The sequence below is a fragment of the [Actinomadura] parvosata subsp. kistnae genome, from assembly GCF_900323885.1.
Lineage (GTDB): Bacteria > Actinomycetota > Actinomycetes > Streptosporangiales > Streptosporangiaceae > Nonomuraea > Nonomuraea composti.
This window is the reverse complement of the sequence record NZ_OOHJ01000022.1, coordinates 62616-87068: the sequence shown is the minus strand read 5'-3', so window position 1 is coordinate 87068 and position 24453 is coordinate 62616. Positions and strand designations below refer to the sequence as shown.

Sequence of the window (24453 nt, the reverse complement as noted above, 5' to 3'; positions counted from 1 at the left end):
CGCGGCCTCGCCCATCCTGGGTTCCTCGCACTCACACTAGGGGGACTCATGATTGTCGTTACGGGCGTGTCCGGGGCACTGGGCGGGGCGATCCTCGGCGGGCTGCGGGCCGCCGGCGGGCTGGAGGTGGTGGGGGCCAGCAGGTCGGGCGACGGTACGGCGGTGCGGCACGCCGACTTCGACCGCCCCGAGACGCTGAAGGAGGCGTTCGAGGGGGCGCGGGTGCTGGTGTTCGTGTCGGCCGGGTACGCCGAGGACGACGTCGTGCTCGCCCGCCACGGCGCGGTCGTCCGGGCCGCGGCCGACGCGGGCGTGGAGCACGTGATCTACACCAGCCTGGCGGCCTCGGGGGAGCGGCTGACGATCGCGCTGGCCCACCGGTGGACCGAGGCGCGGCTGGCGGAGGCGCCGTTCGACGTCACGGTGCTGCGCAACGGGCTGTACGCCGAGATCCCGGCCGGGCTGGCGCTCATGGGTGCCGCGGCGGCGGCGGAGAGCGGGGTGTTCGCGGCGCCGCTCGGCGCGGGACGGGTGTCGGTGGCGGCGCGGGACGACCTGGCGGCCGTGGCCGTGCGCGTGGCGGCCGAGGCGTGGCAGGACGTCGTGTCGGGGGGCGAGCGGCGGCACGCGGGCCGGACGTACGAGCTGGAGGGCCTGAGCGCGGTCGGCGGGCACGATCTGGCCGAGGTGCTGTCGGAGGTGCTGGGGCGGCCCGTCAGCTACCTTCCGGTGCCGCTGGGGGCCGCGCGGGCGGGGCTGGCCGGGATGGAGGCGTACCAGGCGGGTCACACGATGTCGACCTTCGCCAACATCGGCGCCGGCCTGCTGGAGGCCCGTAAAAGCGATCTGCCCGCGTTCGTGGACGCGCCCCGTCCGGCCCGCGACCTGATCGCGGCAGTCGTACGGGCGGGTGTCGGCGCGAGCCACTGACCTGGGGGCGGGCGTCAGCTCGGGCTGCCGACCCGAGGCTGAGCGGGGGCGCGCCCGATCCGCGTGGTGGCCAGCACCATCCCCACGGCCTGCGCCAGCCCGGCGGCCAGCAGCAGCCAGGCGGTGAACGGCTGCCACGCGGGCAGGCCGGCGAGGAAGTCGGGATTGTCGTAGAGGTTCGCCAGCATGGCGGGCGGGTTGAACAGCGCGACCCCGAACCCCAGCGCGTACGGCACGATCAGCAGCCCCGACACCACGAGGATCAGCGTGCGACCCCTGCTCCCGCGGCGCAGCAGCACCCCGAAGAGCAGGTAGAGGACCGCCACGAGCCCCACCACCAGGGCGGTCCACCAGGTCAGCCGCCAGGTGTCGACGCCCAGCGAGGTGAACCCGGCCGCGCCGGCCTTGCGACCGGCCCATTCAGGGCCGGTGACCTGCGCCCGCACGGCCGCCTTGATGGCCACGTAACCGGCGCCCGCGTAGGCCGCCACCAGGGCCGGCCCCAGAGCCAGCAGCACGAGGCCCACGCGGCCGCCGCGCCCCTGGGAGGTCGCCATCCGCTCTCCTTCCCCCGAGGTTCCGCGGGACAGCTTCTCAAAAAGTGCCGGGCGCTTTCCACGCGAGAGCGTACGGGGGAGGGCATTCCCTACCCGAGGGTGCGCAGGCCGGAGATCGCGACCTCGGCGGCGCGGTGCGCGGTGGCCAGGATGTCCTCCAGCGTCTGCTCGTCGTCGAGCGTCGCCATCACGGTCAGCTTGATCGCCCCGATGAGCGCGCCGACGGCCGCCGCCGCGTCGGCCAGCGTCAGGCCGGGGAACGCGTCGCGCAGCCCCTTGGCGAGCCTGAGCTGGCTGTCGAACAGCAGGAGCAGGGCCCGCGCCTGCAGCGCGGGCTCGGTGAGGATCAGCCGCATGCGCAGCGCCGCGTCGGCGGGCGTGAGGTCCTGGTACGAGGTCGCCTGCTCGAAGCTCTCCTCGATGATCCGCAGCAGCACGCCGGTCACCGTCTCGTCGGGCCGCCTGCTCTCCATGGCGCTGATCGCCGCCTCCAGCCGGGCCGTGGTGTCGTAGAAGACCACGTCCTCCTTACTGGCGAAGTAGCTGAAGAACGTGCGGGTCGACACGTCGGCCTGCTCGGCGATCTCCGCGAGCGTGGTCTCCTCGAAGCCCTTCTCCTCGAACAGCCGCAGCGCCGCCTCGATCAGCGCCTGCCGCGTGCGCTGTTTCTTGCGCTCACGGAGTCCTTCCACCATGCCGGAACTATACTGCACGTCCTTATTGTTTTCACCCATTGAAACTTTGCACCCGATGATGTTTTCTGGGAGGGAGAGCTCGGAAGGGAGCGGAACATGTCAGAACTCACCCTGCCCACCGCCCGCCAGCGCCCGCTCGACCCGCCCGACGAAGTCACCGCGCTGCGACAACAGGCGCCGATCCACCGCATGACGTACGCCGACGGCCACCAGGGCTGGCTCGTCACCGGCTACGCCGCCGCCCGCGCCGTGCTGGCCGGCCCGCACTTCAGCAACCGGCCCGAGAACAACGTGCACCCGCCCATCCGCTCCGCCAGGATGGAGGCCGCCATGCGGCCCGAGCTGATGCGCGTGCCGCCCGGCTTCTTCCTGCGCATGGACGCCCCCGAGCACACGCGCTACCGCAAACTGCTCACCGGCCAGTTCACCGTGCGGCGGATGAAGATGCTGGAGCCGCGCATCCAGGAGATCACCGAGACCTGCCTCGACGCCATGGAGGCCGCGGGGCCGCCCGTGGACCTCGTGCAGGAGTTCGCGCTGCCGATCCCGTCGCTGGTGATCTGCGAGCTGCTCGGGGTGCCGTACGAGGACCGCGACCGGTTCCAGGCGGACAGCAAGCTGCTGGTCAACCTGGAGACCAAGGTCGACGACGCCGTCGCGGCGCTCGGGCGCGTCTCGGCGTACCTGCACGGGCTGATCCAGCGCAAGCGCAAGGAGCCGGCCGACGACCTGCTCAGCGGGCTCCTCGAGAGCGGCGAGCTGGCCGACGACGAGCTCACCGGCGTCGGGGTGCTCCTGCTCATCGCCGGGCACGAGACGACCGCCAACATGCTCGGCCTCGGCACGTACGCGCTGCTCACGAACCCCGCCCAGCTCGCCGCCATGCGTGACGACCCCTCCGTCGTCGAGAACGGCGTCGAGGAGCTGCTGCGCTACCTCACGATCATCCACCTCGGCCCCATCCGGACCGCGCTGGAGGACGTCGAGATCGAGGGCGTCACCATCAAGGCCGGCGAGTCCGTCACCATCCACCTGCCCGCCGCCAACCGCGACGCCTCCCGCTTCCCCGACGCCGAACGGCTCGACGTCACCCGGCCCGCCGGCGGGCACCTGACCTTCGGCCACGGCATCCACCAGTGCCTCGGCCAGCAGCTCGCCCGCGCCGAAATGCGCATCGCCTACCCGGCACTGCTGCGGCGCCTGCCTGGCCTACGCTTGGCGGTAACACCCGAGGAGGTGCCGATGCGCTCCGACATGACCATCTACGGGGTGCACCGCCTCCCTGTCACTTGGTAGGTCATGATGGAAATCAAGGCAGATACGACGGTGTGCATCGGCGCGGGCATGTGCGCGCTGACGGTGCCGAAGGTGTTCGACCAGAGCGAGGACGAAGGCACGGTCGTCGTCCTTCAGGACAAGCCGCCACAGGAGCTGGAAGAGGCCGTCCGCCGGGCCGTGACCCTCTGCCCGTCCGGGGCCATCTCGGTCGTCTGAGCCGCCCCCCGGCGGGGGCCGCGCCTTGACACCGCCCTGACAGCACCGCTTCGCCGTCGCCGCACCCGAACCCGCGGCGGCGGCTTTCCGTCTTTCACCGGCACTTTCGTTCATGGTCATCGAACCTGTGTTCGTGGATCGGTTGACAACGGGGCGTGATCGAAATTATGTTCGACCTAGTGACGGTGAGGCTCGCGGCTCAACGTCACAAGAGCCTGGTCGCGGGCCGTTCGCTTCCCCAAGCGATTCCCGCGGCCAGGTTCTCGGGCGAAGGGCGCGTCCTCGTCGTCGGCGGAGACGAGTGGGCGTGTCCTGGCCGGACGGGGAGAGGGGAAGCTCCTCGTCCGGCCTGCCCGGCGGAAATGTCGGTGGCGTCTGCGATTGTTGGCTCCATCGGCGCAGAAGCCGGCCGCCGCCCACGACTCCAAAGGAGGCGCGCAAGATGGCACCACGGCCTAGAGAAACGCCCGGGCCCCGGCTGTCGCCTGCGGTTCGGGCACACCTGACCGATTCACGTTCCTGCCTGGCGGAGGCGAGCGCCGCTCGCACCCCGGCATCCCGATATGTGGCCGCCCACCTGGCGGCACTCCGAGCCGCAGCGGCGATCCTGGCCGCCCACCCCCGCCCCACCGAAGGCCGCCGCCGCCGGCTGCGCAGCGCCTGGGACCTCCTGCCCGAGGCCGAGCCCGACCTGGCGGAGTGGGCCGGCTACTTCTCCACCACCGCCGCCAAGCGGGCCGCCGCCGAGGCGGGCATGGTCCGCCGCGTCAGCGCCGCCGACGCCGACGAGATCCTCGCCGAGGCGGAGACGTTCGTGACGACCGTCGAAAGCATCCTGGGCGTCCCGTCCCAGCCCCAGCTGCCGGTGGACGTCAACGTGCCGCTGGCGGGATAGCCCGGGGAGCCCGGGCCCCACGGCCCCGCGCTCCCGCACCACCCTCCCAGGGCCGCCGAGGCGACTGAGACGGCCCGCTTGCCGCTCGACGCGGTCGTCCTCTCCCGCGTCGGCGCGATCGTGCGGGTGTGAGCTTCCCCGCGCGGTGAGGCGGCTGTGCCGTGCTCGTCGCGGTCGCGCCGCTTGAGCGCGCCACGTGACGCGGCTCCGGTGCCTCGGTGTGCGCGCTGGTGCGGGCGGGTGTGGCGTGCGGCCGGCTGGCATGCCGCCGCGATGCCGCCTGACGCCCGCGCCTCGCAGGCATGGCCCCGCAGGACGGCTCATGCCCCTGATCGCGCCTGCGATGTCGCCCACGCAAGCCTGCCGCGCAGCCGCCCAGGCCATGCCACAGGCCGTGTCGCCCAGGCTGTCTCGCTCGCGGTGCCTGGTCCAGGTGCGCCGCCCGCGTCCTCGGGGGAGGCGTGCGGGCCGAGCCTTGCGTGCGGCCCTCCGCCCCTCACTCCGGCGCCGGTGCGGCGGGATGTGGTGCGGTGGTGGTCGGCGCAACGTGTGCGGCGGCCGGCACGTGGACCGAGCCCGCACCCGCATCCGCCCAGGTCGTGTCGCCCAGGCTGTTTCGCTCGCGCTGCCTCGCCCAGGTGGGCGGCCCGCGTCTTCGGCGGGGTCACGTCCACGGGCGTGCGTGCGGGCCGAGCCTCGCGTGCGGCCCTCCGCCGCCCACTCCGGCGCCGGTGCGGCGGGATGTGGTGCGGTGGTGGTCGGCGCAACGTGTGCGGCGGCCGGCACATGGGACTGAGCCCGCACCCGGGCGCCAACGTGGCCGGGGAGGCGAAAGGGCGCCGGTGGGGACGGGTGAGGAGGGCAGAGGTGGGGAAAAGCCGAGGGGCTCGCCGACGGTGCGGCGAGCCCCTCGGTGGGAGCGGGTGACCTCAAAACCACGGGCCTCGGGTGTACGACCAGGGCGGCCTCGACCGCCGTGCCGGCCTCGACAAGCCGTTCGAGGAGGCGACCGCGACGAGGCGACCTTGAGCGGTGGGTCGAGCTCAACGAGCCGGAGCCGACCCGGACCGGTCCTCGATCGGGACCGGGGCCCGAAAACGACCACCCCTCAGGACGGGGGACCGTCCCGGAGGGTGGGTGGTGTCAGGGGGTCAGAACGACTCGACGGCCCGGCGGGCCTCGGCGTCGAGGACGCCCCAGCTGATGAGCTCCTCGGTCAGCTCACTCGGCGACTTGTCGTAGATCACGGCCAGGGAGCGCAGGTCCTCCTGGCGGATCGACAACACCTTGCCGTTGTAGTCGCCACGCTGGCTCTGGATGGTGGCGGCGTACCGGGCGAGGGCGCCGGCCTTCTCCTTGGGCAGTGTGGCGAGCCGCTCCAGGTCGATCACAAGCTTGGGTGTCGGCCCGAGCGGGCTGGGGGCGGCGCCGCCCGGCAGCAGCTCGGATACGGGCACCCCGTAGAAGTCGGCAAGCTCGGCAAGCTTCTGCACGGTCACCGCTCGGTCGCCACGCTCATAGGAGCCCACGACCACGGCTTTCCACCTGCCACGCGACTTCTCTTCGACTCCATGCAGGGACAGGCCCTGCTGGGTGCGGATGGCGCGGAGTCGTGCACCCAGCGACTTTGCGTACTCAGACGGCATCGTGTGGCCCCCCGGCTCTCGTATGTATCGCTCTCAGTAGATTGTGCTCCCTTGCGGCGTATGCCCGGGCCACCGGGGGGTGTGGTGCCAGGCTAGGCACCATCGGTAGCCATGGCTCTGGGTTTACCCCAGAACGCCGCGCGGTGTGGTTACGCACAGTGACGGTAAAGGGGTGGACGCCTAAGGTCAAGCTGATTGGAAAAAAGATGCCGAATCCGGTCCGGTAGGGATCGCCACAATCGCCCCTCATGTCCCACTGGGAACGGTGACTTCGTCAGGTTTTGACGAGAAATTCGGGGGATCAGGGCTGGCGGGTGAGAATCATGACAGGGCAGGTGGAAGCCCGGACGATCTTGATCGAGGTGTCCCCGAGGAAGACCCGTCTGAGTGGCCCGGTGTCGCTCGAAGCGCATATGATCATCTCGCCGGGCAGCCACGAGGTCGTGCCGAGCGCCTGGGCCACGTTGCGGCCCTCCAGCACCTCGACCTCCACGGGCCTGCCCGCCGGCCGTCCCGGCGAGCGCTGGGCCCGCGCCGCCGCCTCCAGGTCGGCCGCGGCCCGGTCGCGCAGGCGTACGAGCATCTCTTCCTCGATCCTCGCCCGCCTGCCGCTGCTGATCACGAGCGTGACCAGCCGCAGCGGCACGCCGAGCGCGGCGGCCGTCCCGGCCGCGTCCTTGACCGCCGCGTCGCAGCCGGGGCCGCGGCGGTAGGCGACGGTCAGGCGGTCGAAGGCGGCCGGCGGCCGTTCGCCGTAGCCGCGCGGCGCGAGCAGGACGGGAACGGAGGAGGAGTGCAGGAGCTGGTCGGCGGTGCTGCCCACCGAGATACGCCCCCTGCCGCCACCGAGCCCCGCACTGAGCGCGGAGCCGCCGGGCGCGGAGCCGATCACCACGACGCCGGCGCCGCGCCGGCGCGCCAGCTCCACCAGCCCCCGCCCGCTGCCCCTGTGGGTGTGCGTGACGTACTCGGCGTCGCCGCCGCCCAGCTCGGCGACCAGCTCGCGGGCCTGCGCGAGCGTCGCCTCCGCCTGCTCGCGCAGGTAGGCGCGCCATGCGCTCTCCTCGGCCCTGGCGGGCCCGGGCGTGGAGTGGGCGGGCGGCCGCACGGTCGCCACCGTCAGCCGGGCGTGCGCCTGCCGCGCCAGCAGGACGGCCAGCGCCAGCGCGTCCCTGCCCCGGACGCCGGAGACGTATCCGGCCAGCACGTCGTCGAGCTTCATTCACTCCACCTCGGCATTCAGCCGCGAATGGCCGTACCCGTACAGGAAGTAGCAGATCAGGCCCGCGAGCATCCACAACCCGAACGCCAGCCAGGTCACCCCGGCCAGCCCCGCCATGACCACGACGCACAGCACCGCGCCCAGCACCGGCGTGGCGGGGAAGAGCGGCGTGCGGAAGCTGCGCGGCAGCTCGGGGCTGCGGTAGCGCAGCACGAGCACGCCGACGTTGACGATGGCGAACGCGAACAGCGTGCCGATGCTGGTGGCCTCGGCGAGCTGCCCGAGCGGCACCAGCCCGGCCAGCACCGAGACGAACGCGGCCACGATGAGGGTGTTGGCGACCGGCACCTGCCGGCGGGGGTCGACCCGCTGGAAGACGCGGGGGATGAGCCCGTCGCGGGACATCGCGAACAGGATGCGGGTCTGGCCGTACATGACGGTGAGCACGACGCTGGCGATGGCGACGACCGCGCCGAACGAGACGATCAGGCCGGGCCAGGTGGCTCCGGCGGCGAGGTCGGCGACGTGCGCCAGGCTCGCCTCGGTGCCGCCGGCCTCGAACGAGGTGTACGGCATGGCGCCGACGGCGGCCAGGGCCACGAGCACGTAGACGGCCGTCACGATGGCCAGCGACAGGATGATGGCCAGCGGCAGGTCGCGCTTGGGGTTCTTGGCCTCCTCGCCGGCGGTGGAGGCGGCGTCGAAGCCGATGTAAGAGAAGAAGACCTGGGAGGCGGCGGCGGTGATGCCGGCCACGCCCATGGGGGCGAACGGCGCCAGGTTGCCCGACCGGAACGCCGTGAACGTCACCGCGCAGAAGAACAGCAGCACCGCGATCTTGATGAGCACGAAGAAGGCGTTGGCCTTGGCGCTCTCGGAGGCGCCATAGAGGAGCAGCCAGGTGGCCAGCAGCACGATGACGACGGCGGCGACGTTGATCACGCCGCCGTCCTGGCCGGGGGAGCGGGTGATCGCGTCGGGCAGCGCGAAGCCGAAGACGGCGCGCAGGAACGCGTTGAGGTACTCGCCCCAGCCGACCGCCACGGCCGCCACGGAGACCGCGTACTCGAGCATGAGGCACCAGCCGCAGACCCAGGCGACCAGCTCGCCCAGCGTCGCGTACGCGTAGGAGTAGGACGACCCGGACACGGGGATCGTGCCGGCCAGCTCGGCGTACGACAGCGCCGAGAACAGCGCGGTGACGGCCGCCAGCACGAACGCCAGCACCACGGCGGGCCCGGCCTTCGGCACCGCCTGCCCGAGGATGACGAAGATCCCCGTGCCGAGCGTCGCGCCGACGCTGAACAGCGTGAGCTGCCACAACGACATGGTGCGGCGCAGCTCGCCGCCCTCGCCGTGCCCGCCCTCGGCCACGATGCGCTCGGTGGGCTTGGTGCGGAGGAGCCGCCGGGCCAGTGTCATCGCACACCCCTCACAACGTGCTCGTCAGCGGCCAGCGGCCGTTGGGCGTGACGATGGTGCCGGCCGACCCGCCGAGGATGCTCTCAGCATCCTCCAGCCGGCCGATGGCCGCCATGTCGCCGGTCGTCTCGACGAACCGGCACACCGCCTCGACCTTCGGCCCCATCGACCCGGCGGGGAAGTCGAGCGCGCGCAGCTCGTGCGGCGTGGTGTGGCCGATCCCGCTCTGGGCGGGCGTGCCGAAGCCGCGCATGACGCGCGGCACGTCGGTGAGGCTGAGGAACGCGTCGCACTCCAGCGCCTCGGCCAGCAGCGCCGTGGTGAGGTCCTTGTCGACGACGGCCTCGACGCCGGTCAGCCGGCCGCGCTCGTCGCGGACGACGGGCACGCCGCCGCCGCCCGCGCACACCACGATCACGCCCTCGCCCATCATGCGGCGGATCAGCCGGGTCTCGACGACGCGGCGCGGCGCGGGGGAGGGCACGACGCGCCGCCAGTGCCGCCCGTCGGGCCGCACCGTCCAGCCGTGCTCGGCGGCCAGCTTCTCCGCCTCCTCCCGCTCGTAGACCTGGCCGACGAACTTCGACGGCTCCGCGAAGGCGGGGTCGACGGCCGACACCAGCGTCTGCGTGACCATGGCCAGCACCTGGCGGCCGGGCAGCGCGTTCTGCAGGGCCTGCTGCATCCAGTAGCCGATCAGGCCCTGCGTCTGCGCGCCGAGCGCGTCGAACGGGTACGGGCCGGTCAGGCCGGGGTCGGCGGCGCTCTGCATGGCCAGCAGCCCGACCTGCGGGCCGTTCCCGTGGGTGATGACCAGCTCGTGCTCGCCGGCCAGCCTGGCGAGCGTCCTGGCGGCGCCGCGCACGTTGGCGAGCTGCACGTCGGCGTCGGGACGCTGCCCGCGCCGCAGCACCGCGTTGCCCCCCAGCGCCACGATGACCCGCATGCCGCCCCCCTCTCCTCAGACCGCGTCGCGCTCCAGCGGGCAGCTCATGCAGCGGGGACCGCCGCGCCCCCTGCCGAGCTCGCTGCCCCTGATGGTGATCACCTCGATGCCGTTGTCGCGCAGGTAGTTGTTGGTGGTGGCGTTGCGCTCGTAGGCGACGACCACGCCGGGCTCCAGCGCCAGCCCGTTGCAGCCGTCGTCCCACTGCTCCCGCTCGGCGGCGTAGACGTCCTGGGCGGGGGTCAGGACCTTGATGTCGGGCAGGTCGAGGGCGTGCGCGATCGCCTTGTGCATGTCCTCGGGCGGGTGGTCGGTGACCTTGAGCTCCTTGGACGTCTCGCCCGGCTCGATCGTGTACGCCGGCAGCATGCCCAGCCCGGCGTACTTGGTGAACACGCCCACGTCGAGCATCGTCATCACGGTGTCGAGGTGCATGAACGCCCGCGCCTTCGGCATGTCGAGCGCCACGATCCGGCGCGCTGACCCGGCGCTGAACATCCGCTGCGCCAGCATCTCGACGGCCTGCGGCTGGGTGCGCTCGCTCATCCCGACGAGCACCGCGCCCCGCCCGATGACCAGCACGTCGCCGCCCTCCATGGTGGCGGGGGCGACCGGCTGGCCGGGCATCCAGCAGTGGTAGCCGCCCTGCCCGGGCCGGTCGAAGCCGCCGGCGAACGTCGGGTGGTACATGTAGACGGCCTCCATGTTGACCGTCTCGCGCATGCGGGCCTTCTTCTTCATCGCGTTGATCGACACCCCGTCGTAGATCCAGCACGAGGTGTCGCGCGTGAACAGGTGGTTGGGCAGCGGCGGCAGGATGAAGTCGTCGTCGTGCGTGGCGTGGAAGGTCACCGACTTGGGGTCGCAGCCCATCGCGACCAGCTCGCGCTTGGTGATGCCGCCGGTCAGGTAGACCTGGAGCGTGGCGGAGTCCATGCCGTCGAGCGTGTTGCGGATGTCGTCGATGGCGCCGGGCCCCAGCCAGCGCTCGTCGATGACCGCGTCGAGGATGTGCTTGCGCGCCTCGGGGATGTCGACGGTCTCCCTGAGCAGGTCGGCCAGCAGGTGGACCTGGATGCCGCGATCGGTCAGCACCCGCTCGAACTCCTCGTGCTCCTCGATCGCGCGCTGCACCCACAGCACGTCGTCGAAGAGGAACGCGTCCTTGCTGGTGGGGGTCAGCCGTCTCAGCGCCAGGTCGGGCCGGTGCAGCAGGACCTGCCGCAGGCGCCCGACCTCGGAATCGACATGGAACGTCATCTGTCCTGTATCCCCCTCCCGGACGCAGAAGTCACGCCCCGCACCGGGTAGACGACCTGCCCTGCGGAGCGGCCTCCCACACGGCGGGGCGGGGGAAATTACCTGATCCGGGATCGCGACCGGGCCGTCGCTCCCCGTGCAGGCCCTGGGGGAGGGTGCTCGCGTTGTACCTGGTAGCCCCTGGTACTGTGTGTCCCGACCAACACCCTTTTAAGACCCGTCCCGTGAGGCGGGAAAGGTGGTGAGCTTCGTCATGTCCACACCTGTGGGCGATTCCAGGGCCGTCCTGGAGGCCCCCGACATCCACCGGGCACTCACCCGGATCGCGCACGAGATCCTCGAGCGCACCAAGGGGGCGGGCGACGTCGTCCTCCTCGGCATCCCCACCCGCGGGGCCACTCTGGCCCGCCGGCTCGGCGACCGCATCGAGCAGTTCGAAGGCGTCAAGACCCCCGTCGGCTCGATCGACATCACCATGTACCGCGACGACCTGCGGCGCGGGCCCGTCCGGCCGCTCGGCCCGACCGAGCTGCCCCCGACGGCATCGACGGCAAGGTCGTGGTGCTCGTCGACGACGTCCTCTACTCCGGCCGCACCGTACGCGCCGCGCTCGACGCGCTCAACGACCTCGGCCGCCCCACCGCCGTGCAGCTCGCCACCCTGGTCGACCGCGGCCACCGCGAGCTGCCCATCCGCGCCGACTACGTCGGCAAGAACCTCCCGACCGCCAAGAGCGAGAAGGTGAAGGTCTACCTGGAGGAGATCGACGGCCGCGACGCCGTCCTGCTCATGAAGGGGGGCGCCCAGTGAAGCGGCACCTGATCTCGGCCGGAGACCTGACCAAGGACGACGCGCTGCTCATCCTCGACACCGCCGAGGAGCTGGCGAGGGTCTCGGAACGTTCCATCAAGAAGCTGCCGACGCTGCGCGGGCGCACGGTCGTCAACCTGTTCTTCGAGGACTCCACCCGCACCCGCATCTCGTTCGAGGCGGCGGCCAAGCGGCTGTCCGCCGACGTGATCAACTTCTCGGCCAAGGGGTCGAGCGTGTCCAAGGGCGAGTCGCTCAAGGACACCGCGCTCACCCTGGAGGCCATGGGCGCCGACGCGGTCGTCATCCGCCACAGCGCCTCCGGCGCGCCGCACCGCCTGGCCACGTGGGTGCGCGGCAGCGTCGTCAACGCCGGCGACGGCACCCACGAGCACCCCACGCAGGCGCTGCTCGACGCCTTCTCCATGCGCCGCCGCCTGGGCAGCCTGGAGGGCCGCAAGGTCACCATCGTCGGCGACGTGCTGCACAGCCGGGTCGCCCGCTCCAACGTGCTGCTGCTGAACACGCTCGGCGCCGAGGTCACCCTCGTCGCGCCGCCCACGCTGCTGCCCGTCTCCGTCGGCACCTGGCCGTGCGAGGTGTCCTACGACCTCGACGCGGTGCTGCCGAAGTCCGACGCGGTGATGATGCTGCGGGTGCAGAAGGAGCGGATGAACGCCGCGTACTTCCCGAGTGAGCGCGAATACAGCCGGCGTTATGGTCTGGATCGAGAGCGGTTCGCGAAGATGCCCGATGAGGCGATCGTCATGCACCCGGGTCCGATGAACCGGGGCATGGAGATCGCCGCCGAAGTGGCCGACTCGGCGCGATCCACGATCGTCGAGCAGGTCGCCAACGGCGTGACCATCCGCATGGCCGTCCTGTACCTGCTGCTCGGGGGAGAGACCGCATGATCATTCGCAACGTGAGGATCCTGGGCGGCGAGCCCGCCGACATCAGGATCGAGGACGGCGCGATCGCCGAGATCGGGCCGAACCTGCCCGGCGAGAGCGTCGTCGACGGGGCGGGCGCGATCGCGCTGCCCGGCCTGGTCGACCTGCACACGCACCTGCGCGAGCCCGGCCGCGAGGACGCCGAGACCGTCCAGACCGGCACCCAGTCGGCGGCCCGCGGCGGCTACACCGCCGTGCACGCCATGGCCAACACCTCGCCCGTCGCCGACACCGCCGGCGTCGTCGAGCAGGTGTGGCGGCTGGGCCGCGAGTTCGCCCACTGCGACGTGCACCCGGTCGGGGCCGTCACCGTCGGGCTGGAGGGCAAGCAGCTCGCCGAGCTGGGCGCCATGGCCGACTCCGCCGCCCGCGTGCGCGTCTTCTCCGACGACGGCAAGTGCGTGGACGACGCCGTGCTGATGCGCCGCGCCCTCGAGTACGTCAAGGCGTTCGACGGCGTCGTCGCCCAGCACGCCCAGGAGCCGAGGCTCACCGCCGGCGCCCAGATGAACGAGGGCGTCGTCTCCGGCAGGCTCGGCCTGACCGGCTGGCCCGCGGTCGCGGAAGAGGCGATCATCGCCCGCGACTGCCTGCTGGCCGCCCACGTCGGCTCCCGGCTGCACGTCTGCCACGTCTCCACGGCGGGCTCGGTCGAGATCATCCGCTGGGCCAAGTCCAAGGGCTGGAACGTCACCGCCGAGGTGACCCCCCACCACCTGCTGCTCACCGACGACCTCGTCGAGGAGTCGCCGGTGGGCGCCTACAACCCCATCTACAAGGTCAACCCGCCGCTGCGCACCCGCGCCGACGTCGAGGCGCTGCGCGCCGCGCTGGCCGACGGCACGATCGACATCGTGGCCACCGACCACGCGCCCCACCCGGTCGAGGACAAAGAGACCGAGTGGTCGGCCGCGGCCATGGGCATGGTCGGGCTGGAGACCGCGCTCAGCGTGGTCCAGGAGGCCATGGTCGAGACCGGCCTGCTCGACTGGGCGGGCGTCGCCCAGCGCATGTCCGTCGTGCCCGCCCGCATCGGGCGGCTCGGCGGCCAGGGGCAGCCGCTCGACGTGGGCGCCCCGGCCAACATCACCCTGTACGACCCGTCCGCGCGCACGAAGGTGGACCCGTCCGCCTTCGCCTCCAAGAGCCGGAACACCCCGTACGAGGGGATGACGCTGCCCGGCCGGGTAGTGGCCACGTTCCTGCGCGGCAGGCCGACCGTTCTCGAAGGGAAGCTGGTTTGAACACTGCGTCCAACGCTGCGGTGCTCGTCCTGGAAGACGGCCGGGTCTTCCACGGAACGTCCTACGGCGCCGAAGGCGAGACGTTCGGCGAGATGGTCTTCAACACCGGCATGACCGGCTACCAGGAGACCCTCACCGACCCCTCCTACCACCGGCAGATCGTCGCCATGACGGCGCCCCACATCGGCAACACCGGCGTCAACGACGAGGACCCCGAGTCGAAGCGCGTCTGGGTGGCCGGCTACGTCGTGCGCGAGCCGTCCAGGGTGGTCTCCAACTGGCGGGCCAACCGCTCGCTCGACGACTACCTCAAGGAGCAGGGCGTCGTCGGGATCGCCATCCCCGGCACCCGCGCGCTCACCCGCCACCTGCGCGAGCGCGGCGCCATGCGCGCCGGCATCTTCAGCGCGCCGCGGGAGCCGGTCGAGGAGCTCGTCGAGCGGGTGCGCCGCTCGCCCCTCATGGAGGGCGCCGACCTGGCCCGCGAGGTCGCCACCGGCGAGACGTACGTCGTGCCCGCCATCGGCGCCAAGCGGTTCACGGTCGCGGCCGTGGACCTCGGCATCAAGGGCATGACCCCGCACCGGATGGCCGAGCGCGGCTGCGAGGTGCACGTGCTGCCCGCCGACGCCACCTACGAGCAGATCATGGCGGTCGAGCCCGACGGCGTGTTCTTCTCCAACGGGCCGGGCGACCCCGCCACCGCCGACGTCTCGGCGCTGCGGCAGGTGCTGGAGGCCAGGGTGCCGTTCTTCGGCATCTGCTTCGGCAACCAGCTCTTCGGGCGGGCACTCGGGCTGTCCACCTACAAGCTGCGGTACGGCCACCGCGGCGTCAACCAGCCCGTCCAGGACGTGCGCACCGGGAAGGTGGAGATCTCGGCGCACAACCACGGCTTCGCGGTCGAGGCGCCGCTCGACGGGCCGTTCGAGACCCCATACGGGCCGGCCGAGGTCAGCCACGTCAACCTCAACGACCGCTGCGTGGAGGGGCTGCGCCTGCTCGACGGGCGCGCCTTCAGCGTCCAGTACCACCCGGAGGCCGCCGCCGGGCCGCACGACGCCGCCTATCTTTTCGACGAGTTCTGCGAGGTCATGACCCGTGCCAAAGCGTGAGGACATCCAGTCGGTCCTGGTGATCGGCTCGGGGCCGATCGTGATCGGCCAGGCGTGCGAGTTCGACTACTCCGGCACCCAGGCGTGCCGCGTGCTGCGGGCCGAGGGGTTCCGCGTGATCCTGGTCAACAGCAACCCCGCGACGATCATGACGGACCCGGAGTTCGCCGACGCCACGTACGTCGAGCCGATCACCCCCGAGTTCGTCGAGAAGATCATCGCCAAGGAGCGGCCCGACGCGCTGCTGCCCACGCTGGGCGGCCAGACCGCGCTCAACACCGCCGTGGCGCTGCACGAGTCGGGCGTCCTGGACAAGTACGAGGTCGAGCTGATCGGCGCCGACTTCGACGCGATCCAGTCGGGCGAGAACCGCGAGAAGTTCAAGGAGATCGTCGCCAAGGTCGCCCGCGAGCACGGCCTCAACGCCGAGTCCGCCCGGTCCCTGATCTGCCACACCATGGACGAGTGCCTGGCCGCCGCCGGCGAGCTGGGCTACCCGCTGGTCGTGCGGCCCTCGTTCACGATGGGCGGCGCCGGCTCCGGCTTCGCGTACGACGAGGACGACCTGCGCCGCATCGCCGGCGCCGGGCTCGACGCCTCGCCGACCACCGAGGTGCTCCTGGAGGAGTCGATCCTCGGCTGGAAGGAGTACGAGCTGGAGGTCATGCGCGACAAGGCCGACAACGTCGTCATCGTCTGCTCCATCGAGAACATCGACCCGATGGGCGTGCACACCGGCGACAGCGTCACCGTGGCGCCCGCGCTGACCCTGACCGACCGCGAGTACCAGAACATGCGCGACGTCGCTATCGCGGTCATCCGCGAGGTCGGCGTCGACACCGGCGGCTGCAACATCCAGTTCGCGGTCGACCCGCGCACCGGGCGCATGATCGTCATCGAGATGAACCCGCGCGTGTCGCGCTCGTCGGCGCTGGCCTCCAAGGCCACCGGCTTCCCCATCGCGAAGATCGCGGCCAAGCTGGCCATCGGCTACACCCTCGACGAGATCCCCAACGACATCACCAAGGAGACTCCGGCCTCCTTCGAGCCGACGCTCGACTACATCGTGGTGAAGGTCCCGCGCTTCGCGTTCGAGAAGTTCAGGGGCGCCGACCAGACCCTCACCACGCACATGAAGTCGGTGGGCGAGGCCATGGCCATCGGCCGCTCGTTCCCCGAGGCGCTGCAGAAGGCGCTGCGCTCGCTGGAGAAGAAGGACTCCTCCTTCACCTGGGCCGGCGAGGTCGCGCCCAAGGAGGAGCTGCTGGCGGCCTGCCGCACCCCGCACGACGGCCGGCTGCGCACGATGCAGCAGGCCATCAGGGCCGGCGCCACGGCCGAGGAGCTGTACGAGGCCACCAGCGTCGACCCGTGGTTCCTCGACCAGCTCTTCCTGCTGCACGAGGAGGCCCAGGCGGTCGCCGAGGCGCCCGAGCTCACCGCCGAGGTGCTCGAGCGGGCCAAGCACCTCGGGTTCAGCGACGTGCAGATCGGCGAGATCCGCGGCATCGACGAGGCCAGGGTGCGCGACCTGCGGCACGCACTCGGGCTGCGGCCGGTCTACAACACCGTCGACACCTGCGCCGCCGAGTTCGCCGCCAAGACGCCCTACCTCTACTCGACCTACGACGAGGAGACCGAGGTCCCCACCGGGGAGCGCCAGAAGGTCATCATCCTCGGCTCCGGGCCCAACCGCATCGGGCAGGGCATCGAGTTCGACTACGCGTGCGTGCACGCCTCGTTCGAGCTGTCGCGGGCCGGGTTCGAGACCGTCATGGTCAACTGCAACCCCGAGACCGTCTCCACCGACTACGACACCTCCGACCGGCTCTACTTCGAGCCGCTCACGCTGGAGGACGTCCTGGAGGTCGTGCACGCCGAGCAGCAGACGGGCCCCGTCGCGGGCGTCATCGTGCAGCTCGGCGGCCAGACGCCGCTCGGGCTCGCGCAGGCGCTCAAGGACGCCGGCGTGCCCGTCGTCGGCACCTCGCCCGAGTCCATCCACCTGGCCGAGGAACGCGGCGCGTTCGGACGGGTGCTGGCCGAGGCCGGGCTGCCCGCGCCCAAGCACGGCACCGCGCTGACCGTGGCCGAGGCGCTGGAGATCGCCGAGGAGATCGGCTACCCCGTGCTCGTCCGCCCCTCGTACGTGCTCGGCGGGGCCGGCATGGCCATCGTCTACGACGAGGAGACGCTCAGCACGTACATGGCGGCCCAGGAGGGCGGCCACCCGGTGCTGGTGGACAAGTTCCTCGACGAGGCCATCGAGATCGACGTCGACGCCCTCTACGACGGCGAGGAGCTGTTCCTGGGCGGCGTCATGGAGCACATCGAGGAGGCCGGCATCCACTCCGGCGACTCGGCGTGCGCCCTGCCGCCGATCACGCTCGGCAGCGCCGACATCAAGGCCATCCGCGCCGCCACCGAGGCCATCGCCGCCGGGGTGGGCGTGCGCGGCCTGCTGAACGTCCAGTACGCCATGTCCGCCGGCATCCTGTACGTCCTGGAGGCCAACCCGCGCGCCAGCCGCACCGTGCCGTTCGTGTCCAAGGCCACCGGCACGCCGCTGGCCAAGGCGGCGGCCAGGGTGATGCTCGGCGCGTCGATCGCCTCGCTGCGCGAGGAGGGCATGCTGCCCGCCGAGGGCGACGGTGGCACGCTGCCGCTCGACGCGTCCATCGCGGTCAAGGAGGCGGTGCTGCCGTTCAACCGCTTCCGCGGCGTGGACATCGTCCTGGGGCCCGAGATGCGCTCCACGGGCGAGGTCATGGGCATCGACGAGTTCTTCGGCATCGCCTACGCCAAGTCGCAGGCGGGCGCGTACGGGCAGCTCCCGACGAAGGGACGCGCGTTCGTATCTGTGGCCAACAGGGACAAGCGTGCGATGATCTTCCCTGTGAAGGCGCTCGCGGATCTCGGGTTCGAGATCCTCGCGACCGAGGGCACCGCCGAGGTGCTGCGCCGCAACGGTGTCCATGCCAAGATCGTGCGAAAGCACAGCGAGGGGACGGGTCCCGGAGGTGAGCCCACGAGCGTGCAGGCCATTCTCGACGGCGAGGTCGACCTGATCGTCAACACGCCCTTCGGCAGCCCGGGGCAGTCGGGGCCGCGGCTCGACGGCTACGAGATCCGCACGGCCGCGGTGCTGCGCGGCATCCCGTGCATCACCACGGTCTCGGGCCTGGCCGCCGCGGCGGCCGGCATCCAGGCGATCGTGCGCGGCGACGTCGGCGTACGGTCTCTCCAGGAGCACGCACAGGCACTCCGGGGCTGACCCCCGCACAGGAGGTGAAGACGACTGGCCGGCACACCGGTGCAGGTGACGGGCACGGTGCTGACGACGCGCCGGGTCGACGCCTACCATGCGCTGACGGTGGTGGCGCCCGGCATCGCCGAGCGTTACCGCCCCGGCCACTTCGTCTCCGTGGCGGTCGGCGGGCCGTACTCGTCGATGGTGACGCGCCGCGCGCTGTCCATCCACGACGTGAAGTCCGACTACGGCGGCACGGTGGAGCTGGTCTTCACCGTGCGCGGCTCGGGCACGGCGTGGCTGGCCGAGCGGCGCGCCCGTGACACGCTCGACCTGGTGGGGCCGCTCGGGCGGCCCTTCCCGCTGCCGCGCGACCCGGTCCACTGCGTGCTGGTCGGCTCCGAGTACGGCTCGGCCGTGCTGTTCCCGCTGGCCGACGCGCTGCTGGCGCGGGGCTGCCGGGTCGACTTCGTGCTCGGCGGCGCGGGGGCCGAGCGGGTGTTCGGGGCGATGCGGGCCCGCCGCATCGCCGAGACGACCACGCTGACCACCGAGGACGGCTCGCTGGGCCTGCGCGGCAAGGTCACCGACGCGCTGCCGTCCGTGATCGCCGACACGCGGGCCGACGCCGTGTACGCGTGCGCGCCGATGGAGACGCTGCGGGCGGTGACGGCGGTGGCGATGGAGTTCGACATCCCGGTGCAGGTGGCGGTCGAGGAGGCCATGGCCTGCGGCATCGGGGTGTGCATGACGTGCGTGCTGCCCGTCATCGGCGACGACGGGGCGACCAGGATGGTCAGGGCGTGCGCGGAGGGGCCGGTGTTCCGGGGGGAGCGGGTGCGGTTCGAGGACGTGGGAACGATCCCGTTCGACGCGCTCGGCGCCCCCGGAGGCGGTGCACGACATGTCAGTTGATATGCGGACCTTTCTGGCGCACGTGGAGCTGGCGAACCCCATCACCACCGCCGCCGGCTGCGCCGCCTCCGGCCGCGAGCTCGCCCAGTTCTTCGACCTGCACCGGCTCGGCGCGCTGACCACCCGCTCGATCACCATGGCCCCGCGCGCCGGCCGGCCCACCCCCCGCATGGCCGAGACACCCTCCGGCATGCTCAACGCCGTCGGGCTCCAGGGGCCGGGCATCGAGGCGTTCCTGGAGCGCGAGCTGCCCTGGCTGGCCCAGCGCGGCATCAAGACCATCGTCTCCATCGGCGGCGGCACCGTCGCCGAGTACTCCGAGCTGGCCCGCAGGCTCGCCGACGCGCCCGGCGTCACCGCGCTCGAGGTCAACCTCTCCTGCCCCAACATGGAGGACCGCGGGCGCGTCTTCGCCCGCGAGGGCAGCGCCGCGGCCGAGGTGATCGCCTCCGTGCGCTCCATCATGCGCTACGACGTGCCCGTCGTCGCCAAGCTCGCCCCCGACGTGGCCGACATCGTCTCCGTCGCGCGCGCCTGCGTGGACGCCGGGGCCGACGCCCTGTCCATGATCAACAACCCGCTCGGCATGGCCATCGACACCGAGGCGCTGCGCCCCTCGCTCGCCGCCGTCACCGGAGGGCTGTCGGGGCCCGCCATCCTGCCGCTGGCCGTACGGTGCGTCTGGCAGGTGCACGCGGCGCTGCCCGGGGTGCCCCTGATCGGCGTCGGCGGCGTCATGACGGGCAGGGACGCCTTCCAGCTCGTCCTGGCGGGCGCCTGCGCGGTCGGAGTGGGCACGGCGCTGTTCCACGACCCCTACGCCTGCCTGCGCATCGAACGCGAGCTTGAGGAGCTCCTGAGGGCCCGCGGCTTCCAGCGGCTGGCCGACGCCGTCGGCCTGGCCCACCGCCCGCCGGGGAGCGCACCCCGGCACCTGTTGGTCGACACCGAGGAGAGCACGCCTTGACTCCCGAATCCCAGGAGAGCACGTCTTGACCCCCGCACCGATCGCCGTCGCTCTCGACGCCCCCGACCTGGAGACGGCCGCCCGGTGGGCCGCCCTGGTCACGCCCCATGTCAGCACGGTCAAGGTGGGCCTGGAGCTCTACCTGCGCTACGGGCCCGACGTGATCGCCTCCGTGCGGGGGGCCAGCGGCGTGCGCGTGTTCCTCGACCTCAAGCTGCACGACATCCCCAACACCGTCGCGGGCGCCGCGCGGGCGGTGGCGCGGCTGCGGCCCTCGATCCTGACCGTGCACGCCGCCGGCGGGCCCGCCATGATCAGGGCGGCCGTGGAGTCCGCGCCGCACACCCAGATCGCCGCCGTGACCGTCCTGACCTCCCTCACCGAGGGCGACCTGGAGCGCATCGGGCTCTCCGGGCCGGCCGACCAGGCCGTGCGCCGCCTGGCAGCGCTGTCGGTCGAGGCCGGAGCTACCGCGCTGGTGTGCTCGCCCAACGAGGTGCCCGCCGTACGGGCCGAGGTGGGCCCGGATATCACGCTCATCACGCCCGGCGTGCGGCCCACCGGAGCCGCCACCCAGGACCAGATGCGCGTCGCCACGCCCGAGCAGGCCCTCGCGGACGGCGCCGACCTGCTCGTGATCGGCCGGCCCATCACGGGCTCGCCCGACCCGGGAGCGGCCGCGGCGGCCATCGCCGCCTCGCTCCGCCGCGCGAGCTGAGGCCGCGCGCCCGCACCGCCTGCCTGGACAAGATCATAAGGCACTCCGGACGATCTTGCGACCCGGGTTTCGGCCCTGGTGCGGGCCGGGTTTCGGACATCGGTCAGCGGCCCGGAGGCGACCGTCCTTGCGTTTCGCGACACCGGCGCGAGCCGACGCGTGAAGGCGGAAGTGAGGGCGATTTGATCAGCACAAGGTGATTTTACGAACACGGAGAGTGATGAAGTGGATTTTGTCGCGAGAGAAACCGCTCTTGACGTTGCTTAGGGGGCGATGACCAGCTAGTTTCCCTTCCCGTCCGAGTACATCGACAGAAATTCGAGGTGACCCGGCGTGGCTCTTCCTCCCCTGACCCCTGAGCAGCGCGCCGCAGCTTTGGAAAAGGCTGCCAAGGCCCGTAAAGAGCGTGCCGAGGTCAAGAACCGGCTCAAGCATGGCGCGGTTTCTCTGGCTGAGGTGCTCAAGGATGGGCAGACCGACGACGTCATCGGCAAGATGAAGGTGTCGGCCCTGTTGGAATCGCTCCCCGGCGTGGGCAAGGTCCGCGCCAAGCAGCTCATGGAGCGGCTTGCCATCGCCGAGTCCCGCCGCGTGCGGGGTCTCGGCGCGAACCAGAGGGCCTCCCTCGAGCGCGAGTTCGGTGGCAACGAGAGCTAATCTCTGTTCCACACGAAAGCGCAGGTTCAACGGGGGGTAGGAAGTGACCGACAGGTCCTGGTCCGGCGAAGTCAGTGCCTACGAGGCGGTCGGACCGGAAGTGGAGGTCGGCTTCCCGCCCTTGAGCGAACGGCGGCTGACGGTCCTGTCAGGGCCGTCGGGCGTCGGCAAGTCCACGGTCGTCGCCGAGCTCCGGCGGGCACACCCCGAGGTGTGGCTGTCGGTCTCGGTGACCACCAGGAGGCCCCGTCCCGGCGAGGTGAACGGGGTCCACTACTTCTTCGTCGACGGCGAGGAGTTCGACCGGCTCGTGGAGTCGGGAGAGCTGCTCGAGTGGGCGGAGTTCGCGGGCAACCGCTACGGCACGCCCCGCGAGCCGGTGCTGAAGAAACTGGCCGAGGGCGTGCCGACCCTGCTCGAGATCGACCTCGAAGGCGCCCGGCAGGTCCGCAGGAGCATGCCGGAGGCGCTGCTGGTGTTCCTGGCCCCGCCCACGTGGGAGGAGCTGGAGAAGCGGCTGCGCGGCCGCGGCACCGAGCCCGAGGACGTCATCGCGCGCCGGCTGGAGGCCGGGCGGGTCGAGATGGCCGCCGAGTCGGAGTTCGACCTGACACTGGTGAACACGAGTGTCCAGGACGTGTGCCTGCGGCTGATAGCCTTGATGACTGACCCTCAGGGGGTCACGACAACCACCAACCGAGAGGTCTGACATCGTGGCAGGCACCACCCCGGCCGCGGAGGGCATCACCAACCCGCCGATCGACGCGCTGCTCGACATCGTCGACAGCAAATACTCCCTGGTGATCATGGGCGCCAAGCGCGCTCGCCAGATCAACGCCTACTACTCCCAGCTCGGCGAGGGCCTGCTGGAGTACGTCGGCCCCCTGGTCGAGACGCACGCCCAGGAGAAGCCGCTGTCCATCGCGCTGCGAGAGGTCTCCGAGGGCCTGCTCAACGCCGAGCCCATCGAAGGCGCGGCCTGACCCCTTCGATGCGAGTCGTCCTGGGAGTCAGCGGCGGCATCGCCGCGTACAAGGCGTGTGAGCTGCTGCGGCTGTTCACCGAGTCGGGTCACGAGGTGCGGGTCGTCCCGACCCGCGAGGCCCTGAAGTTCGTGGGCGCGCCCACCTGGGCCGCCCTCTCGGGCCACCCCGTGTCCCCCGAGGTGTGGGACGACGTGCACGAGGTGCCGCACGTGCGCATCGGCAAGTCGGCCGACCTCGTCGTGGTCGCGCCCGCGACCGCCGACGTGCTGGCCAAGGCCGCGCACGGGCTGGCGGGCGACCTGCTCACCAACACGTTGCTGACCGCGACGTGCCCGGTGGTGTTCGCGCCCGCGATGCACACCGAGATGTGGCAGCACCCCGCGACGCGGGCCAACGTCGCGACCCTGCGCGAGCGGGGCGCCGTCGTGATCGACCCGGCCGTGGGCCGGCTCACCGGCGCCGACACCGGCCCCGGGCGGCTGCCCGACCCCGCCGAGATCTTCCAGGTCTGCCTGCGCGTGCTGCGCGGCCGGCCCCGCGACCTCGCCGGCCGCAAGGTCGTCGTCTCCGCCGGCGGCACCCGCGAGGCCATCGACCCGGTGCGCTACATCGGCAACCGCTCCTCCGGGCTGCAGGGCTACGCCCTGGCCCGCACGGCCGCCGCGCGGGGCGCCGAGGTCACGCTCGTGGCGGCCAACGTCACGCTCCCCGACCCGGCCGGCGCCAAGGTGGCGCGGGTCGAGTCCGCGGCCGAGCTGCGCGACGCCGTGCTCGCCGCCTCCGCCGACGCCGACGTGGTGGTCATGGCGGCCGCGGTGGCCGACTTCCGTCCGGCGACCCGGCACGACGCCAAGATCAAGAAGACCGACGGCGAGCCCGAGGCCATCCACCTCGTCAAAAACCCCGACATCCTCGCCGAGCTCGGCGAGCGCCGCCGCCACGAGCCCGGCCCCCGCGTGATCGTCGGCTTCGCCGCCGAGACGCACGACGTGCTCGCCAACGGGCAGGCCAAGCTCGCGCGCAAGGGGTGCGACCTGCTGGTGGTCAACCAGGTGGGGGAGGGGCTGGCCTTCGGCACGCCCGACAACGCCGCCACCGTGCTGGTGGCGGGCGGCGAGCCGGTCGAGGTGCCGTTCGGGCCCAAGGAGGATCTCGCCGACGCCATCTGGGATCTGGTGGCCGTACGGCTCTCCTGAGCCGAGCTCGCAGATACGGCGGAAATCGTACAAAGCGTACAGTCGCGATTACCCGATCACCTGTTGCAACAATCCTCCTCGCCTGCGGATACTTGGGGCGAAGGGGGATGGAATGCCGGTGGGTTCTGCTGTCAGGGAACGTTGTAGAACGTTGCTCGGCGACCAAGGGGAGATCCACTACGTCTTCCCGGCGTTCTCCGAGGGGCCCGCGGGGACGGGCAACTTCTTGATCGTGGTCACCGACACGGCCATATCCGTCCTGGCCACGAGGACGCTCAGGACCGACAGGCCGGTGTCGGTGTTCGCCGAGTTCCCGAGGCGCACCAGACTCGGCCCCATCATGCCTGGACACGTTCTCGAACTCGGCTCGATCGTCTTCGAGTTCGATGAGGAGTACGCCGCTGTGGTGTCGGCCGCCGACGCGGAGATCTTCACCCCGGAGATCCTGCCGGCCGACCCCCTGCCCGAGCTGTGATGGGAGACATATGGTGGACAGTTTCGCGACCTGGCGCCGGGTAGGGCTAGACTTCCCCGAGGCCCAGCCGCGCCCAAGCGCCCCGGGTCCCAAATCCGTC

23 protein-coding genes and 1 pseudogene are annotated in these 24453 nt (G+C 71.6%); 17 read left to right on the top strand and 7 right to left on the bottom strand.

The window, feature by feature from the left end; translation table 11 throughout:
- Positions 1–48 precede the first annotated feature (48 nt).
- A complete protein-coding gene (locus tag KIS93_RS43125) occupies positions 49–930 on the top strand; it encodes a Rossmann-fold NAD(P)-binding domain-containing protein (protein ID WP_186404760.1) in 882 nt (293 codons plus the stop codon).
- Positions 931–944: 14 nt separating this feature from the next.
- On the opposite strand, the gene KIS93_RS43120 is transcribed toward KIS93_RS43125, so the two are convergent.
- Together KIS93_RS43120 and KIS93_RS43115 are read right to left on the bottom strand one after the other, a co-directional pair.
- Positions 945–1487 carry a hypothetical protein gene (locus tag KIS93_RS43120; RefSeq protein ID WP_080041112.1) on the bottom strand — a complete coding sequence of 181 codons (543 nt, stop codon included), beginning with the start codon at positions 1485–1487 and terminating at the stop codon, positions 945–947.
- 89 nt (positions 1488–1576) lie between these two features.
- Positions 1577–2182, bottom strand: coding sequence for a TetR/AcrR family transcriptional regulator (locus tag KIS93_RS43115; protein ID WP_080041111.1), 606 nt, complete (start codon positions 2180–2182; stop codon positions 1577–1579).
- A 96-nt stretch (positions 2183–2278) separates the two neighbouring features.
- On the opposite strand from KIS93_RS43115, the gene KIS93_RS43110 reads away from it, so the two are divergent.
- The 3 genes from KIS93_RS43110 to KIS93_RS68455 all read left to right on the top strand — a co-directional run bounded on the left by KIS93_RS43110 (position 2279) and on the right by KIS93_RS68455 (position 4571).
- The gene (locus tag KIS93_RS43110; protein ID WP_080041110.1) at positions 2279–3478 is read left to right on the top strand and encodes a cytochrome P450; all 1200 of its coding nucleotides are present in this window, start codon (positions 2279–2281) and stop codon (positions 3476–3478) included.
- A gap of 3 nt (positions 3479–3481) precedes the next feature.
- On the top strand, positions 3482–3676 hold the full coding sequence (locus KIS93_RS43105) for a ferredoxin (protein WP_230466410.1): 195 nt from the start codon (positions 3482–3484) through the stop codon (positions 3674–3676).
- 112 nt (positions 3677–3788) lie between these two features.
- Positions 3789–4571: an SAV_6107 family HEPN domain-containing protein gene (locus tag KIS93_RS68455; RefSeq protein ID WP_329607753.1), complete on the top strand. Its 783-nt coding sequence runs from the start codon at positions 3789–3791 to the stop codon at positions 4569–4571.
- Positions 4572–5722: 1151 nt separating this feature from the next.
- Here KIS93_RS68455 and bldD read toward each other — a convergent pair.
- The 5 genes from bldD to KIS93_RS43075 all read right to left on the bottom strand — a co-directional run bounded on the left by bldD (position 5723) and on the right by KIS93_RS43075 (position 11067).
- On the bottom strand, positions 5723–6217 hold the full coding sequence (bldD, locus tag KIS93_RS43095; protein ID WP_026214021.1) for a transcriptional regulator BldD: 495 nt from the start codon (positions 6215–6217) through the stop codon (positions 5723–5725).
- A 301-nt stretch (positions 6218–6518) separates the two neighbouring features.
- Positions 6519–7439 (bottom strand): universal stress protein, encoded by a 921-nt coding sequence (locus tag KIS93_RS43090; protein ID WP_080041108.1) that lies wholly within the window; start codon positions 7437–7439, stop codon positions 6519–6521.
- A complete protein-coding gene (locus KIS93_RS43085) occupies positions 7440–8861 on the bottom strand; it encodes an amino acid permease (RefSeq protein ID WP_186404759.1) in 1422 nt (473 codons plus the stop codon).
- Positions 8862–8871: 10 nt separating this feature from the next.
- Positions 8872–9807, bottom strand: a complete 936-nt coding sequence (locus tag KIS93_RS43080) for a carbamate kinase (RefSeq protein WP_080041107.1) — start codon at positions 9805–9807, stop codon at positions 8872–8874.
- 15 nt (positions 9808–9822) lie between these two features.
- Positions 9823–11067 carry an arginine deiminase gene (locus tag KIS93_RS43075; RefSeq protein WP_080041106.1) on the bottom strand — a complete coding sequence of 415 codons (1245 nt, stop codon included), beginning with the start codon at positions 11065–11067 and terminating at the stop codon, positions 9823–9825.
- A gap of 253 nt (positions 11068–11320) precedes the next feature.
- Between KIS93_RS43075 and pyrR the strand changes: the two are divergent.
- The 13 genes and pseudogenes from pyrR to KIS93_RS43010 all read left to right on the top strand — a co-directional run bounded on the left by pyrR (position 11321) and on the right by KIS93_RS43010 (position 24353).
- Positions 11321–11877, top strand: a pseudogene (pyrR, locus tag KIS93_RS43070) (bifunctional pyr operon transcriptional regulator/uracil phosphoribosyltransferase PyrR).
- Positions 11874–12791 carry an aspartate carbamoyltransferase catalytic subunit gene (locus KIS93_RS43065; RefSeq protein ID WP_080041105.1) on the top strand — a complete coding sequence of 306 codons (918 nt, stop codon included), beginning with the start codon at positions 11874–11876 and terminating at the stop codon, positions 12789–12791. Before pyrR ends, KIS93_RS43065 begins: the two are co-directional and overlap by 4 nt.
- Positions 12788–14074, top strand: coding sequence for a dihydroorotase (locus KIS93_RS43060; RefSeq protein WP_080041104.1), 1287 nt, complete (start codon positions 12788–12790; stop codon positions 14072–14074). The genes KIS93_RS43065 and KIS93_RS43060 overlap by 4 nt, the downstream gene beginning before the upstream one ends.
- Complete coding sequence (gene carA, locus KIS93_RS43055) at positions 14071–15189, top strand: glutamine-hydrolyzing carbamoyl-phosphate synthase small subunit (protein WP_080041103.1); 1119 nt, start codon at positions 14071–14073, stop codon at positions 15187–15189. Before KIS93_RS43060 ends, carA begins: the two co-directional genes overlap by 4 nt.
- Positions 15176–18463 carry a carbamoyl-phosphate synthase large subunit gene (gene carB / locus KIS93_RS43050; RefSeq protein ID WP_080041102.1) on the top strand — a complete coding sequence of 1096 codons (3288 nt, stop codon included), beginning with the start codon at positions 15176–15178 and terminating at the stop codon, positions 18461–18463. The genes carA and carB overlap by 14 nt, the downstream gene beginning before the upstream one ends.
- Positions 18464–18502: 39 nt before the next feature.
- Positions 18503–19354, top strand: a complete 852-nt coding sequence (locus KIS93_RS43045) for a dihydroorotate dehydrogenase electron transfer subunit (protein WP_230466408.1) — start codon at positions 18503–18505, stop codon at positions 19352–19354.
- The gene (locus tag KIS93_RS43040; protein ID WP_080047037.1) at positions 19344–20321 is read left to right on the top strand and encodes a dihydroorotate dehydrogenase; all 978 of its coding nucleotides are present in this window, start codon (positions 19344–19346) and stop codon (positions 20319–20321) included. The genes KIS93_RS43045 and KIS93_RS43040 overlap by 11 nt, the downstream gene beginning before the upstream one ends.
- 25 nt (positions 20322–20346) lie before the next feature.
- On the top strand, positions 20347–21039 hold the full coding sequence (gene pyrF / locus KIS93_RS43035) for an orotidine-5'-phosphate decarboxylase (RefSeq protein WP_080041100.1): 693 nt from the start codon (positions 20347–20349) through the stop codon (positions 21037–21039).
- Positions 21040–21372: 333 nt separating this feature from the next.
- Entirely contained in the window at positions 21373–21696 is a 324-nt protein-coding gene (gene mihF / locus KIS93_RS43030; protein ID WP_020541698.1) for an integration host factor, actinobacterial type, read from the top strand.
- A 100-nt stretch (positions 21697–21796) separates the two neighbouring features.
- Positions 21797–22405: a guanylate kinase gene (gmk, locus tag KIS93_RS43025; RefSeq protein WP_080047036.1), complete on the top strand. Its 609-nt coding sequence runs from the start codon at positions 21797–21799 to the stop codon at positions 22403–22405.
- Between the two features lie 4 nt (positions 22406–22409).
- Positions 22410–22679, top strand: coding sequence for a DNA-directed RNA polymerase subunit omega (rpoZ, locus tag KIS93_RS43020; protein ID WP_080041099.1), 270 nt, complete (start codon positions 22410–22412; stop codon positions 22677–22679).
- Positions 22680–22687: 8 nt separating this feature from the next.
- Positions 22688–23878 (top strand): bifunctional phosphopantothenoylcysteine decarboxylase/phosphopantothenate--cysteine ligase CoaBC, encoded by a 1191-nt coding sequence (gene coaBC, locus KIS93_RS43015; RefSeq protein ID WP_080041098.1) that lies wholly within the window; start codon positions 22688–22690, stop codon positions 23876–23878.
- A 151-nt stretch (positions 23879–24029) separates the two neighbouring features.
- Complete coding sequence (locus tag KIS93_RS43010) at positions 24030–24353, top strand: hypothetical protein (protein ID WP_080041097.1); 324 nt, start codon at positions 24030–24032, stop codon at positions 24351–24353.
- The last annotated feature ends 100 nt before the right edge of the window (positions 24354–24453 follow it).

Excerpts from the sequence above, each read along its gene's own strand:
- KIS93_RS43125 (WP_186404760.1), top strand. The coding sequence starts at position 49 with ATGATTGTCGTTACGGGCGTGTCCGGGGCACTGGGCGGGGCGATCCTC.
- KIS93_RS43120 (WP_080041112.1), bottom strand. The coding sequence starts at position 1,487 with ATGGCGACCTCCCAGGGGCGCGGCGGCCGCGTGGGCCTCGTGCTGCTG.
- KIS93_RS43115 (WP_080041111.1), bottom strand. The coding sequence starts at position 2,182 with ATGGTGGAAGGACTCCGTGAGCGCAAGAAACAGCGCACGCGGCAGGCG.
- KIS93_RS43110 (WP_080041110.1), top strand. The coding sequence starts at position 2,279 with ATGTCAGAACTCACCCTGCCCACCGCCCGCCAGCGCCCGCTCGACCCG.
- KIS93_RS43105 (WP_230466410.1), top strand. The coding sequence starts at position 3,482 with ATGATGGAAATCAAGGCAGATACGACGGTGTGCATCGGCGCGGGCATG.
- KIS93_RS68455 (WP_329607753.1), top strand. The coding sequence starts at position 3,789 with ATGGTCATCGAACCTGTGTTCGTGGATCGGTTGACAACGGGGCGTGAT.
- bldD (WP_026214021.1), bottom strand. The coding sequence starts at position 6,217 with ATGCCGTCTGAGTACGCAAAGTCGCTGGGTGCACGACTCCGCGCCATC.
- KIS93_RS43090 (WP_080041108.1), bottom strand. The coding sequence starts at position 7,439 with ATGAAGCTCGACGACGTGCTGGCCGGATACGTCTCCGGCGTCCGGGGC.
- KIS93_RS43085 (WP_186404759.1), bottom strand. The coding sequence starts at position 8,861 with ATGACACTGGCCCGGCGGCTCCTCCGCACCAAGCCCACCGAGCGCATC.
- KIS93_RS43080 (WP_080041107.1), bottom strand. The coding sequence starts at position 9,807 with ATGCGGGTCATCGTGGCGCTGGGGGGCAACGCGGTGCTGCGGCGCGGG.
- KIS93_RS43075 (WP_080041106.1), bottom strand. The coding sequence starts at position 11,067 with ATGACGTTCCATGTCGATTCCGAGGTCGGGCGCCTGCGGCAGGTCCTG.
- KIS93_RS43060 (WP_080041104.1), top strand. The coding sequence starts at position 12,788 with ATGATCATTCGCAACGTGAGGATCCTGGGCGGCGAGCCCGCCGACATC.
- KIS93_RS43040 (WP_080047037.1), top strand. The coding sequence starts at position 19,344 with ATGTCAGTTGATATGCGGACCTTTCTGGCGCACGTGGAGCTGGCGAAC.
- coaBC (WP_080041098.1), top strand. The coding sequence starts at position 22,688 with ATGCGAGTCGTCCTGGGAGTCAGCGGCGGCATCGCCGCGTACAAGGCG.